This is a genomic window from uncultured Tateyamaria sp. (assembly GCF_947496075.1).
Taxonomy (GTDB): domain Bacteria; phylum Pseudomonadota; class Alphaproteobacteria; order Rhodobacterales; family Rhodobacteraceae; genus Tateyamaria.
The window spans coordinates 684667-698655 of record NZ_CANMBJ010000001.1; the positions used below are offsets into that span (position 1 = coordinate 684667).

Genomic DNA, 13989 nt, shown 5'->3' on the forward strand with positions numbered 1-13989 from the left:
GGAGGGCAACTATGATTATCAGCATGTATTTCCTCCCGGGACGCTTCCGTGTCGGAGCTTCCCCGTCCTGACAGCACAAGGCTAACGCAGCCTTTCACGTCAGTTGCAAACGTCCACCCTTCGGACACCCTTCCATTTGAATAATAGGCGCGGCTTTACTGTCCGCGAACGTTCCATGTCCCGCATTACTGCCAGTGGCGCCTTTGCGCGCGTGCTCACCTTTGCCCTGCGTCTTTGGTTGCGCAGGCGTGGCCTTCTTGCGGCCATTCTCTTGCTTGTCCTGACCTCAACCGCAGCCGACGTGGCAATCCCGGTCGTCACCGGGCGCCTTGTTGCCGCCGTCTCTGAAACAGCCTCCCCCTGGGGTGCGTTCGGATTGCTTCTTGGCCTGGGCGTGGTGTCGATTGCTGCCAAAATTCTCAGCTATTTCTCAATCATTGCGCTGACCATTCCAACAATGCGTGTGGCCGAGGCCGAAGCCTTCGCGCATGTCCAGCGACTGCCTGCAGACTGGCACGCCAACGCCTTTGCCGGTTCGACCGTGCGCCAGATCACGCGCGGCACCTGGGCTCTGGATGACATTGCCGACGTATTGCTGCTGGCGCTGCTGCCTTCCACGCTGGTCCTGCTGGGCACGATCGGCACATTGACGGCCTTCCAATGGCAAGTCGGCCTTGTCGCGGCCCTGGGGGCGGCACTGTTCCTCACGCTGTCCCTGCTGCTCACGCTGTTCTGGGTCGCTCCGGCGGCGCGGCTGTCAAACGCGCAGGACAGCCGGGTTTCGGGTGCCCTGGCCGATGCGATCACATCGAACGCCGTTGTCCGTGCCCATGCGGGTGAAGTGCGCGAAGACGACCGGCTGGGCCGTGTCCTGTCGAAATGGGCGCACAGGACACGCCGGACATGGCGGCGTGGCACCTGGTCCGGGTTGACGCAGGACCTGTCGCTTTGGACCTTGCGTGCCGCGGTACTTGGTGGCGCATTGCTTGCATTCGTCAGGGGCCTCGCCGGTGCCGGAGAGATTGCCTATGTCGTGTCGGCCCTTGGCATGCTCGATGGCTACCTGCGGCAGATCGGCAATCACGTGCGTCAGCTCCAGAAGTCGGTGAACGATGCCGAGGAACTGGTCGATCTGATGTCCGCCGTCGCCGAGCGTGACGTGGCCCGCCTGCCCGCCACAGTATTGCCCGCACGCGCGGCAACGCTTGCCTTCAATCACGTGGATTACGGCTATGCCGGGGCGCAATCGCCGCTCTTTAGCAACCTCAATGTGCACATACCCGCTGGTCAAAAGGTGGGGCTGGTTGGGCGTTCGGGCTCGGGCAAGACGACCTTTGTCAAATTGATCCAGCGGATTCACGAATTGACCGATGGGTCGATCACGTTGGGCGGCACGGACATTGCGCAGGTTTCGCTGTCCGAACTGCGCCGCCACATCGCGCTTGTTCCACAGGAGCCCGTGCTGTTTCACCGGTCGCTGGCTGAAAACATCGCCTATGCCCGTCCCGGGGCCACTTTGGATGAGGTCCGCGAAGCGGCAGAGCGTGCAGGCGCGGGTGACTTTATCGCCCGTCTGCCCAAAGGATACGGGACCGCAGTGGGCGAGCGCGGCGTGAAGCTGTCGGGGGGTGAGCGTCAGCGCGTGGCCATCGCGCGCGCCTTCCTGTCGGATGCGCCTGTCCTCGTGATGGACGAGGCAACGTCTTCGCTCGACTCGGAAGCCGAGGCAAAGGTTGCCGAGGCCGCCGAGCGGTTGATGGAAGGGCGCACGACACTGGTCATCGCCCACAGGCTTGCGACGGTCGAAAGGATGGACCGCATCCTCGTCTTCGACCGCGGCAGAATCGTGGAGGACGGCACCCCCGCCGAACTGATGGAACGCGAAGATGGCCTGTACCGGGCGCTCCGCCAGCGCCAGATGCTTGCAGCTTGATGAAAACAGGCGGGGCGCATCTCCTTTTGTTGGAGATATGCCCCGCCATATGTCTGATTTGCGCGGAAAACGCTGCCACTCACGTTCAAGGCTCAATAGCCCACGAATGAACAGCGGCCTTCGCAACGCGCAGGCATCTGCCGTGACGTCTATGGTCTCGAAACAAGATGTGGGAAATGGTGCGGCCGGCGAGACTCGAACTCGCACGAGTGTTACCTCACAGCGACCTCAACGCTGCGCGTCTACCAATTCCGCCACGGCCGCACGCCTTGACTTGGTGAGCGGGGTTTAGCGATGAACGCGCCCCTTGCCAAGACCGAAAACTCAAAGAAAAACCGGGGCCGTGGATCGGCCCCGGTGTCTGTCCTCGAACGAGGTGTCTATCAGTCGCTCGCCAGACCAAAGGTCGGCAACGCAGCAGGCTGCACCGTGGGTTGGGCAGGTGCCACCAGACCGGAGTTTGACGTGCCCAGACGCAGCGATGCCTGACGCAGCAACTCGACACGCTCGGGCTGACCGGGTGCGAACACGGCCGGCGCGCCGGAATCAACGGCCTTCAGCCCTTCGGCATACCAGACACGGGCGCTATCAATCCGTTTGCTGGTGCCAAAGCCCTGCGCCAGATGGTGGCCCATCATCTCACCATAAACCTGGTCGCCCATGGCAAACAGCATCAGGGCCGAGCCCAGCGCGACATCCATGTTGTCCGTCCGGTATCCGACACCCATGCAAATCTTGGCGGTGCCCTGCAACTGCGCGGGGGACATGCCTGTTGTCAGGATGAAGCCCGCAACATCCTGAACCACTTCAGGCTGCGACTTGAGCGCGAGGGACGCCACATAGGGCTGCATCGCCGGACCAAACTGCTCGCACTGCGAGGCAACCTGAGCAGGGGTAAAGCCCTGCACCTTGGCAATCATGTCCTCGCTCGTGGCGATGGCATAGGTCCGCGCCAGGCAGAACTGTTCGTTCAGCGCGACATCCGGGTCGGTCATTGCCGCCGCCGTGGTGAAACCACCATTGGTGTTGGTCAGCAGCGACACGGTGTTGCAATGCGATGCAAGCGATGCGGTTGCACCACCACCAAGGAAGTTGGGCAAGGCGGGTGCGGCCGCTTCGGTGGGTGCCGCGGGTGCCGCTGCTTCGGGTGCTGCTGCGACAACCGTGGTTGTCGTGGTCGTGCCAACGGTCGGCGTGACCGGCTGCGGAGCAACGACAATGGTCGTGTTCGGCGCCAATGGCACCGCAGGCTGTTGGCCCGCCAACTCGGCGCGGTAGGTCTTGAGAAGGCCGCGCGTGCCATCCGGTGTCGTCGCGATCTGCTGCGTGACGGCATAGCCACCCGCCTGCGCACGGTTGTAGGACGTGATCAGCAGGTTCTGCTCAAACGGGGTCAGTTGGCCGGTTGCGGGATAGCCAAGATAGGCTTGGTAGGCCGACACCGCATTTCGGGACCGGCGACCCAATTGCCCGTCGACCGTGCCCGCGTTGAAGCCGAAATAATTCAGCGATGCTTGTATCTCGCGCCCTTCCTGCGTGGATGGCAGGCGTGGCTTGTAGGTCTTCTTGGTATAGGTGCGCTGTGTCGCCTTTCGGCGCTGGTTCTGCTTGGTGGCCGCGTGACCGACGATGCCGCCAATAATGGCACCGGCCACGAAGTCTCCGGCATCCGCGGTCACACGCGTCGCGGGAACAATGGCCATGGACAGTGCAACACAGGAAACAGCAATGGATTTTGTAAACATGAATAACCCTCCAGAATATGCGCATATGCTATCAATTCCGCGCGATTTGGGGAGTCACAAATTCCATACCTGCCCGTTCAGAGGCCCAAAAGCTTGAAACTTGGGCTCATGAGGGTGATGTAGGCCGAACCAACAGCGCCACAGGAGCGCAAATCATGCCCGACACAGACTCACCCGTGATAGATATCGACATCGTTTCAGACGTGATGTGCCCTTGGTGCATCGTGGGATTCCGTCAATTGGAACAGGCTCTGGGCACAACAGGCATGGGCGCGCGGGTGCGGTGGCACCCGTTCGAGTTGAACCCGGACATGCCACCCGAAGGTCAGAACCTCGCGGAACATATGGCCGAGAAATACGGCTCTTCCCCCGAACAATCCGCGCAAAACCGGGCACATATGCAAGCCTTGGGTCGCGATCTGGGCATCGACTTCGCGTTCTCGCCCGACAGCCGCATCGTCAACAGCTTCGACGCCCATCAGCTTCTGGATTTTGCCCTGGCCCAAGGGTTGCAACACCCGCTGAAGCTGGCGCTGTTCAAGGCCCACTTCACCGACCAACGCGATGTCTCTGACCGCACCGTTCTCCTGGATGTCGCCGAAGGCGTCGGTCTGGACCGGTCAGAGGCAGAAGAGGTCCTACAGTCGGGCAAACTCAAGGATAGCGTCCGCGAGAAACAGGCCTTCTGGACTTCGAACGGTATTTCCGGGGTCCCGTCCATGGTCTTTGGAGGCAAATACCTGGTCACAGGTGCGCAAGGGGCGGAGAACTATGCCCAGATCCTCCGCAAGGCGGCCGAGGACGAGGCGAGCTGACGCAATGGTCGAATGGATCACGACCCCAGGGCTGACCGATTACCGAGAGGCCGAGGCCTGGATGGAAGCGCGCGCGACCGCGATTGCGGCGGGTGAGGCCGAGGAATGCATCTGGCTGGTCGAACACCCGGCACTTTATACCGCAGGCACGTCAGCCAGGCCTGACGATCTGACCGACCCTGATCGCTTTCCCGTTTTTGAAACGCGACGTGGCGGCCAGTACACTTATCATGGCCCCGGGCAGCGGGTGGCTTATACCCTGCTGAACGTGGGCAAGCGCGGGCATGATGTGCGTGCCTTTGTGCAGGACCTCGAGGCATGGGTGATCGCCACTTTGGACACGTTCAACGTCAAAGGCGAGATCCGCGAGGGCCGCGTCGGGGTCTGGGTCACACGCCCCGAAAAACCGCTCCGCCCCGATGGCGGCCCGGCAGAAGACAAGATCGCCGCAATTGGCATCCGGTTGCGGAAATGGGTCAGCTTCCACGGCCTGAGTATCAATGTCGAACCCGACCTGTCCCATTTCGACGGCATCGTCCCCTGCGGCATAGCCGAGCATGGGGTGACGTCATTGGTGGACCTTGGCCTGCCCGTGACGATGGAAGACGTGGATGTGGCCTTGCGCCAAAGCTTTGACAGCGTGTTTTCAGACCAATCGTGATCCCAAGGCCGCTTACGCGACACCATGTTTAGGGGGGCTCTGCCCCCGCCTGCGGCTCCCCCGAGGTATTTCCAGCCAGAAGAAGAGCTTAGCCGACCATCCCGGCCAGCGCCCGTGCCTCGTAGCCTTTCATGACCGGGCGCACGCAACGGCTGGCGCACATCAGCAATTCCGGGAACAGCCGGGCGATTTCGGCGGCCACCGCCCACTCTTCGCCGTCACCATGTTCTGCAGCCTCAGCGGCTTCACGAGTGAGATGGAAGCTTTCCGTTGGCGTACCTTCGGCAAAGATCACTTCATGTCGGTCCATCAGGATATGGTAGTAGGTCACCGTCCGCATCGGTGCGCGGTAGATCAGGTCGCCCCGCACAAGGTTTGCAGCACTCACCAGCACTTCGTCAGCGCCAAACAGCATCTGCGCCCGCCAGTCCGAGATCAACATGCGGTGCGCGGGCGATACAATCAGGTCACGATCATTGCCCAGCGCACCGGCCGAGATATGGACAGGCGCAAGCGTGCCCGATCCATCAACCTGACGGCGCAGGACAGCCCTGACTGGCCGGTCGCCATTGTCCCATGTGCGCAGGCGCATGCCTTTGCGCAGGTTTTGCACCTCGACCGGCCCATCGACCGTGTCGATCAGCGCGCCTTTGGTGAAACAGGCCACGTTGGTGTTGTCAAAGGTCAGATCGCCGCCCGTGACACCGGTCATGGTGATCGACCCGCCCAGACCGGTATTGTCGCCGAAATCGCCCACCGACTGGTTCAGGACACCGTCATCTGCCAGATCCGCGCGCAGCTCGAAGATGTTCGTGTAGTATGAACTCAGGTCGATGAAGTCGTTGTTGGTCTGGTCGCCATCCGTGATGGAGCCCGTGTTGCCCGCGTTGAAATCCGTGATGACATCGTCATCGTCGCCCGGGTTGAAGACATAGATGTCATCACCCGCCCCGCCGGTCAGCGTATCGTCGCCTGTTCCACCGGCCAGCGTGTCATCGGCGGTATCCACCCGCACAACGCTGAAATTGTCGATGGCAAAGCTTTCATTGGTGATACCGGAATTGAGCGTGCTGCCCAGTCCCAGGTCCAGCGTTTCCGGCGGATTGTCGATCGTGATCACAACATTCATGATCGTGTCTTGCGAGTTCGACACCGATCCGCCGGTAGTATAGCCCAACTCACCCGTTGCGGTGTTGGTGAAGTCCAGCGTGTAGGTCGCCCCGTCCGCCCCGACAAAGCTCTGGCTGGCCGGAGAGGACGTGTCACCCGCGAGGTGGCTGAAACGGACCTCTTCCCCATTCAGGGTGATGATGAAATCTTCGCCATCCCAGCTGTCCAGCAACAGCGCGTCAAACTCGACCTGCACCTGCTCGGCATCTGCACCCAGATCAAAGCTGCGCTCGGTGGCGATGGTGCCGTCCGGTGATCCAAAGCGGCCCAGCGATGTGCCAAGGTCCGGGTCCGTCTCGGTTGTGTTGTTGGTCCAGCCGCTGGCGCCGCTTTCAAAGTCGTCTTCGTAGAGTGTTGTGGTGTCGGACCCATTATCGCCGACCAGAATGTCTGCCCCCGCACCGCCCGCAAGACTGTCCGATCCCTGTTCCCCTTCCAAGGTGTCGGCGCCACCGCCGCCTTCAAGGGTGTCATCTCCGGTGCCGCCGCTCACACTGTCACCGCCGCCACCGCCGGTCATCGAATCGTCGCCCGATCCGCCCGTCAGCGTGTCGGCACCACCGTTGCCTTGCACAACGTCATCCCCACTGCCGCCATCGACACTGTCATTGTCGGTGCCGCCGGACAGGGTATCATTGCCGCCGTCGCCGGTGATCGTGTCGTCACCCGCACCGCCGTCAATCACATCATCGCCTTCGACGCCGGCAGGCGTGCCCGTCACCGAGTATTCCGGACCCGGCGGCGTGCCGATCATGGATGAGGTCAAAAGGTTTTCGCTGACATTGCCCGTATCCGGCCCACTGATCGTGGCCGACAACGTGTCACCCCCCCGGTTTTCCCAATACCGGATCTGGACCGTGTAGGTTTCGTTCGGGTCCAGCGTGACATCGCCAAAGCGCGTGGTCGTCCCTTGGTGAAAGTCGTTGTTCAGATAGTCCAGCGTGCCGCCGGTCTGGTTGCTGAACTGAAGAGGATTTCCATTGGAATCAAAGATTTGGATGGTTGATCCATCATCTGACGACGTGGTCAGACGGTAGGTGCCGCCGCTCGCAACGTTGAGCGTGCTGGTATAGATGACACCGAAATCTTCGGGGTTGCCGGTGGTGCCACGCACCGTGTTGGTCAGCCCGCTTTCGTTGAAATCAGTGACATAGCCCGATCCGGTCCGCACACCGCTTTCGATGTCAAAGGCCTGCCCCGCCGACGACGAAAAGTCGAAATCGAATGTCTCGAAATGCCAGGCACCTTCGACCGGGCCGTCCCCGCTCAGGACATCGTTGCCCGAACCGCCCGTGATGGTGTCAGAACCCAACCCACCGGTCAGCGTATCGGTTCCGGTAGTACCCGATATGACCTGATCGCCTTCGGTGCCCGGATTGGTATTGTCGTTGGTTGCCATGTTTTGCACTCACTGCTCGACGCATTGATGCGTCTTTGCGGTCGGTTTGGCTGCGGATTCGGGCGTTACGAAGGATGAACAATGCCTTGAATGGCCCTTTATTATGGCATTTGAAGGGCAGTACGAGCAAACTGGAAACGATGCAGCGGTAAACTGCCGATCTGTTTCTGCTTCATAAACGTGCAACCCCCGACCCTGAGTTCGGATCAAGAAGTCAGATCAAAGGGTGCAGGATGTTTCACACGCGACAATTCATCCCGGCCCTTGCGCGTATCTTCCATTGATGCGGGCGGGCCAAAACTCTAGAACCACTCAAGAATCCGCGCGCGGAGAGGGAACCCTGCGCGCGAAGTAACCAACAGCCAGGAGGCACCGCATGGCAGACGCAGCCATTCACGGGCACGAGCACGAAGACGAACGGGGCTTTTTCACCCGTTGGTTCATGTCCACCAACCACAAAGACATCGGTATTCTGTACCTGGTCACCTCGGCCCTCGCCGGCTTCATCTCGGTCGCATTCACTGTTTACATGCGCCTCGAACTGATGGATCCGGGCGTTCAGTACATGTGTATGGAAGGCGCGCGCCTGACTGCCGCAGCCGCGGGCGAATGTACCCCCAACGGGCACCTTTGGAATGTTCTGATCACCGGCCACGGCATCCTGATGATGTTCTTTGTGGTCATTCCCGCCCTTTTTGGCGGATTTGGCAACTATTTCATGCCTTTGCAGATCGGTGCGCCGGACATGGCGTTCCCGCGGCTGAACAACCTGTCCTTCTGGCTATATGTCGTTGGCACCACGCTAGCGGTGTGCTCGGTCCTGGCACCAGGTGGCAACGGCCAGCTTGGCTCTGGCGTGGGCTGGGTTCTGTACCCGCCGCTGTCCACCAACGAAGCGGGCATGTCGATGGACCTCGCAATCTTCGCGGTCCACGTCTCGGGCGCGTCATCGATCCTGGGTGCGATCAACATGATCACCACCTTCCTGAACATGCGGGCCCCGGGCATGACACTGTTCAAGGTGCCGCTGTTCTCGTGGTCGATCTTTGTCACATCGTGGCTGATCCTGCTGTCCCTGCCGGTTCTGGCGGGTGCAATCACCATGCTGCTGATGGACCGCAACTTCGGCTTCACCTTCTTTGATCCCGCAGGCGGCGGTGACCCTGTGCTCTACCAGCACATCCTGTGGTTCTTCGGCCACCCCGAGGTTTACATCGTGATCCTGCCGGGCTTTGGCATCATCAGCCACGTGATCGCGACTTTCGCGCGCAAGCCGATCTTCGGCTACCTGCCGATGGTTTGGGCTCTGATTGCCATCGGCGCTCTGGGCTTCGTGGTCTGGGCGCACCACATGTACACCGTGGGGATGAGCCTCAACCAGCAGGCCTATTTCATGCTGGCGACCATGGTCATCGCGGTCCCAACGGGCGTGAAGATTTTCAGCTGGATTGCAACGATGTGGGGCGGCTCGGTTGAGTTAAAAACCCCCATGCTCTGGGCGTTCGGCTTCCTGTTCCTCTTCACCGTGGGCGGCGTGACAGGCATCGTTCTCAGCCAGGCCGCTGTGGACCGCTACTACCACGACACCTACTACGTTGTGGCGCACTTCCACTATGTGATGAGCCTTGGTGCTGTCTTCGCCATCTTCGCAGGGATCTACTTCTACTTCCCCAAGATGACCGGCCGCATGTACCCTGAATGGGCGGGCAAGCTGCACTTCTGGGCGTTCTTCGTCGGTGCAAACCTGACATTCTTCCCGCAGCACTTCCTGGGCCGTCAGGGCATGCCACGCCGCTACATCGACTACCCCGAGGCGTTTGCCTACTGGAACTGGTGGTCGAGCATTGGTGCCTTCATCAGCTTCGCCTCGTTCCTGTTCTTCTTCGGGGTGATGGCCTACGCCCTGCGCCGTGGCGCCGTCGTGACCGAAAACAACCCGTGGAACGAATATGCGGACACGCTGGAATGGACACTGCCCAGCCCACCGCCAGAGCACACGTTCGAAACCCTGCCCAAGCAGGAAGACTGGGACAAAGCGCCGTCGCACTAAGCATTGCGCTAACCTGAAAATCCAAAGGGCTCCGGTGGCGACCGGGGCCCTTTTTAAATTGAACCGTCAAAAAGCTATGCTGCACGCCCCCGTACTGGACCCGTTTTCAATCGCTTGTGTGTTGGTGCTGTTTGCCCTGAGCATCGTCATGTTTCGACGCCAGCTCTCAGCATCAAGACATGCGCTTGTACTTGCGGGATTGTGCGGTGTTATCGTTGCAATGTGGATTGCGGTTAAAACGCTTGGTCTGCTCGCCCAAGGCTCCGACCCAACCACTGACATAATTGCCGCGGCAAACCGCCCCCTCTCGGTCGCCAGCGAATTCACGGTTCCAGCTCTCATTTTTCTATGCCTCAGCGGGTGGCACTGGGTGATGCACCGTTGGCAGAACCTGTCTTTGCGCCCATTCACCTATGCGATGCACTGAAACATTGTGATCGGCTGGCTTGCCGTAAGCCTTCTGCGCCCCACCAACACTTTTGCGCTCACGCACGCGTTGTCAGATATGTCCGACGCTAAACGTGTCGCATTCTTCGAACAAAACTCCGCTGCCGTTCGTTTTCATGAACATGCAGTTCTGGGATACATTGCCCTTGTCATTGCGATCTTTGTGCTGCCTCTGGTGCTCCGCTTGTGCCGAAAGGTCTGACCCCCTTCACTTTAGCCAGATAGACTTCGGGGTTTGGGGAAAAGCCCCAAGAAACACGTGCAAAAACCGCACTCCCACATGCGTTGTTATGCAATATCACGTAACAAAACTGGGCCATTCGCCGCCCACCTCCCGGTCAAAACGCGCAGATCACCGCCCACGCGCGCGCAAGGCACACAAACCACCTTCCACCGTCTGCACACCGTCCCATATGCAAATCACTACTGCTGCCCGCGGACCGCGTTGCCCGAACACCGTGACCGCTTCCCGCAGGACACCAGACGAAAGGAGCATTTCATGCTGTCGAAAACAATTTTATCCGCTGCCGTTGCAGCCTCGCTCGCCCTTGTGCCTGCCACCCGCGCCGCGGCCGACAAAAAGGACTTTATCGCCGGCGCCATCCTTGGCGGTATCGGCGGCGCAATCATCAACAACGAGGTGCGCAAGAACAAACAGCGCCAGGCCGCCCGTTCGCGCGCCGTGGCGCCCCGCACCTACGCGGCCCAACCGCGTAGCTACTCCGCTCCCAAGAAGAAAAGCTACCGACCTTCGATCCCGGCCACGCCCGAAGGGCGCGAGATCCAGTCCTCGCTCAACTACTTCGGCTTTGACGCCGGTCCGATCGATGGTCAGGTCGGGGGCAAGACCCGGGACGCCATCGCAGACTACCAGCGCTACATGGGCTATCAGGGCACCGGCACGCTCACGACGTTCCAACAGCACCTGCTGACAACGTCCTACCTGCGTGCCGAAGCGGGCGGCAGCCGCACGCTGCAGGACATCGCAAGCCTGCCTGACGGCACCCGTGGCCTGCTGAAGCTCTACCGCGAGGACCTTGCCTCCGGCGGCACGCAACAGCGCAGCCTGAGCCCGGAACCGTCGGCCTCCTATACCGACCTGTAACACCCCCGCCGCTATGCCACCGCCCCTTATACTCCTCCAGGGGGGCGGTGGCACCCTAGCCGCGACAACCTGACCTTCGACTTGTTTCGTGCGCGGCGTATAACATCCATATGCCGTACCGCTGGACAACAGAACCCGAAGCACAGGTGCAGGAACTCCACCTCTGGCCACACAACTCCCTTCCACAAAGGGGTATGGCCGCGTTCGTGCTGGCAACCTTCACCCTCATTCTGATCCCGACACTGCCCTTATTGGGCTCTGTCGTGTTGTGGGGTCTCCTCCCCTTCGCCATGGGGGCCGTCTGGGCGATGTATTTCGCCCTGCGCCGCAACCGTCGCGCGCGCCAGATCATCGAAGTGCTGACACTGGATGCAGACGAAACCCATCTGACCCGCACCGATGCCAATGGCGAGGTGCAGGAATGGGATTGCAACCGCTACTGGACCAAAGTGACCAAGTACGAAGATGAAGGGCCGGTGCCGCACTATGTCACGCTCAAGGGCAAGGGGCGCGAAGTCGAAATAGGTGCTTTCCTGAGTGAAGAAGAGCGCATCGCGCTCTACGACGACCTGACACGCGCCCTGCGGCGTTAACCGGTCTTAACGCCGTCTTTGGGGTGGGGTCCGGAAAATGTGCAGTTTCGGCTCGAAAACACGCAGTTTCGCCAAACAGACCCAAAATCAGTCGTTTCAGGGGTTGGCAAGAGTCGCAGTTTCGGGCCGAAACTGTGCGTTTTTCACAAACAAGCCACCCTTTAGGAGTGCGAAAAAGCGGGCATTAACCTGCTTTAATGCATCGTGCGATCCCCTTAGTGGGCCGCCGCGCAGAGCCGTTCCTTGACCATCGGACCCACCGCGCCGAAATCCATCTGGCCGGTGTATTTCGACTTGAGAACACCCATGACCTTGCCCATGTCCCGGATGCTCTCGGCACCAACCTCGGCAATGGCATCATCCACCGCTTTGGCCGACGCATCCGCGCCCAGTTTTTGTGGCAGGAACTCTTCGATGACCTTGATCTCGGCCAGCTCGCGCTCAGCCAGATCAAGTCGTCCACCTTCTTCATAGGTCTTCGCACTCTCGTTGCGCTGCTTGACCATTTTGCCAAGGATCGCAAGGACTTCACCCTCGCCAACCCCGTCATCCTGACCGGCGGCACGGGCGTCGATATCCTTGTCCTTGATGGCGGCGTTGATCAGCCGCAGCGTCGAAAGTCGGTCTGCATCCTTGTCTTTCATGGCCTGCTTGAGCGCGGCCGAAATCTTGGTGCGCAAATCCATTTGATGTCCATCCCCATGGGCACGTGTTGAAGGGTTAAGGTACGTGATACGCTAGGTTGAAGCAAGGGCACGGCAACTCTGTAAATTATTGATTTAAAACAATAAAGTAAATTCACCAATAGGCTTGACCAATACCAGCCCCCACATTAGTTTCCGCCCAATTTGCCTGCACCCGCTGTCTTTGCCCGCATCAGGAAGCCCTGCCATGACCCCTGCCAAACCCACTGCATGCCTTGCCCTCGCCGATGGCACCCTGTTCTACGGACAAGGCTTCGGGGCGACCGGCCAAACACAGGCTGAACTGTGCTTTAACACCGCCATGACCGGCTATCAGGAGATCATGACGGACCCTTCCTACGCCGGTCAGATCGTCACCTTCACCTTCCCCCATATCGGCAATGTGGGCGTGAACCCGGAAGATGACGAAACGGGTGATCCGGTCGCCTCCGGCATGGTCGTCAAGTGGATGCCCACCGACCCGTCGAACTGGCGCGCAGCCGAAGGGCTGTCGGGCTGGTTGGCATCGCGGGGACGCATTGCAATTGGCGGTGTCGATACTCGACGCCTGACCCGGGCCATCAGGCAGGCCGGCGCACCGCATGTCGCCCTCGCCCACAACCCTGACGGTGTTTTTGATATCGAAGCGCTGGTCGCTTCTGCCCGCGACTTTGCAGGGCTGGAAGGCATGGATCTGGCCAAGGACGTCACCTGCGCCCAGTCGTACCGCTGGAACGAAAAACGCTGGGCCTGGCCTGACGGCTACACCCCGCAGACAGAGCCGAAATTCAAGGTTGTCGCGGTGGATTACGGCGCAAAACGCAACATCCTACGCTGCCTCGCATCCGCCGGATGCGACGTTACCGTGCTGCCCGCAACCGCAACAGCGGACGAGGTGATGGCGCACAAGCCCGACGGTGTATTCCTGTCGAATGGCCCAGGGGATCCCGCAGCTACAGGCGAATATGCCGTGCCGATGATCAGGGACGTTCTGGACAAGGACGTGCCCGTCTTTGGGATTTGCCTCGGCCACCAGATGCTGGCCCTCGCCCTTGGGGCCAAGACGGTCAAGATGAACCACGGTCACCACGGCGCAAATCATCCTGTGAAGGACCTCGATACAGGCAAGGTCGAGATCACGTCGATGAACCACGGCTTTGCAGTTGATGCACAAACATTGCCAGAGGGCGTTGTGGAAACACATACATCACTCTTTGACGGGTCCAACTGCGGTATCCGCGTCGAAGGCAAGCCGGTCTATTCCGTGCAATATCATCCGGAGGCCAGCCCCGGCCCCCAAGACAGCTACTACCTGTTCGAGCGGTTTGCCGAGGCAATGGCCGCTCGCGCCCGTTGAAAACCAAGCGATTACAACAGTCTTAACGACC

General features: G+C 60.3%; 12 protein-coding genes and 1 tRNA gene. 9 read left to right on the forward strand and 4 right to left on the reverse strand.

The window, feature by feature from the left end:
• Positions 1-175 precede the first annotated feature (175 nt).
• Positions 176-1933, forward strand: coding sequence for an ABC transporter ATP-binding protein (locus Q1A51_RS03500; protein WP_299603875.1), 1758 nt, complete (start codon positions 176-178; stop codon positions 1931-1933).
• A gap of 177 nt (positions 1934-2110) precedes the next feature.
• Here the strand turns inward: Q1A51_RS03500 and Q1A51_RS03505 are convergent.
• Both Q1A51_RS03505 and Q1A51_RS03510 read right to left on the reverse strand, forming a co-directional pair.
• Positions 2111-2197 (reverse strand) — tRNA-Leu (locus tag Q1A51_RS03505).
• 119 nt (positions 2198-2316) lie between these two features.
• The gene (locus Q1A51_RS03510) at positions 2317-3678 is read right to left on the reverse strand and encodes a peptidoglycan-binding domain-containing protein (RefSeq protein ID WP_299209418.1); all 1362 of its coding nucleotides are present in this window, start codon (positions 3676-3678) and stop codon (positions 2317-2319) included.
• 155 nt (positions 3679-3833) lie between these two features.
• Here Q1A51_RS03510 and Q1A51_RS03515 point away from each other — a divergent pair, with 155 nt between their 5' ends.
• Both Q1A51_RS03515 and lipB read left to right on the forward strand, forming a co-directional pair.
• On the forward strand, positions 3834-4493 hold the full coding sequence (locus Q1A51_RS03515) for a DsbA family oxidoreductase (RefSeq protein ID WP_299603879.1): 660 nt from the start codon (positions 3834-3836) through the stop codon (positions 4491-4493).
• Between the two features lie 4 nt (positions 4494-4497).
• Positions 4498-5154: a lipoyl(octanoyl) transferase LipB gene (gene lipB, locus Q1A51_RS03520; protein ID WP_299603882.1), complete on the forward strand. Its 657-nt coding sequence runs from the start codon at positions 4498-4500 to the stop codon at positions 5152-5154.
• 88 nt (positions 5155-5242) lie between these two features.
• Here lipB and Q1A51_RS03525 read toward each other — a convergent pair whose 3' ends face one another.
• Entirely contained in the window at positions 5243-7723 is a 2481-nt protein-coding gene (locus Q1A51_RS03525) for a Hint domain-containing protein (protein ID WP_299603885.1), read from the reverse strand.
• Positions 7724-8099: 376 nt separating this feature from the next.
• On the opposite strand from Q1A51_RS03525, the gene ctaD reads away from it, so the two are divergent.
• The 5 genes from ctaD to Q1A51_RS03550 all read left to right on the forward strand — a co-directional run bounded on the left by ctaD (position 8100) and on the right by Q1A51_RS03550 (position 11918).
• On the forward strand, positions 8100-9773 hold the full coding sequence (ctaD, locus tag Q1A51_RS03530; RefSeq protein ID WP_299209430.1) for a cytochrome c oxidase subunit I: 1674 nt from the start codon (positions 8100-8102) through the stop codon (positions 9771-9773).
• A 76-nt stretch (positions 9774-9849) separates the two neighbouring features.
• On the forward strand, positions 9850-10200 hold the full coding sequence (locus Q1A51_RS03535; RefSeq protein ID WP_299671142.1) for a hypothetical protein: 351 nt from the start codon (positions 9850-9852) through the stop codon (positions 10198-10200).
• Between the two features lie 6 nt (positions 10201-10206).
• Positions 10207-10422 (forward strand): hypothetical protein, encoded by a 216-nt coding sequence (locus Q1A51_RS03540; protein ID WP_299603892.1) that lies wholly within the window; start codon positions 10207-10209, stop codon positions 10420-10422.
• Positions 10423-10719: 297 nt separating this feature from the next.
• Positions 10720-11325, forward strand: a complete 606-nt coding sequence (locus Q1A51_RS03545; protein ID WP_299209436.1) for a peptidoglycan-binding domain-containing protein — start codon at positions 10720-10722, stop codon at positions 11323-11325.
• A 110-nt stretch (positions 11326-11435) separates the two neighbouring features.
• Positions 11436-11918 (forward strand): DUF2244 domain-containing protein, encoded by a 483-nt coding sequence (locus Q1A51_RS03550; RefSeq protein WP_299209439.1) that lies wholly within the window; start codon positions 11436-11438, stop codon positions 11916-11918.
• Positions 11919-12133: 215 nt separating this feature from the next.
• Here the strand turns inward: Q1A51_RS03550 and Q1A51_RS03555 are convergent, their stop codons facing one another.
• Positions 12134-12604 (reverse strand): GatB/YqeY domain-containing protein, encoded by a 471-nt coding sequence (locus tag Q1A51_RS03555; protein ID WP_299209442.1) that lies wholly within the window; start codon positions 12602-12604, stop codon positions 12134-12136.
• Between the two features lie 205 nt (positions 12605-12809).
• Here Q1A51_RS03555 and carA point away from each other — a divergent pair, with 205 nt between their 5' ends.
• Positions 12810-13958 (forward strand): glutamine-hydrolyzing carbamoyl-phosphate synthase small subunit, encoded by a 1149-nt coding sequence (gene carA / locus Q1A51_RS03560; protein ID WP_299603895.1) that lies wholly within the window; start codon positions 12810-12812, stop codon positions 13956-13958.
• Positions 13959-13989: the final 31 nt, after the last annotated feature.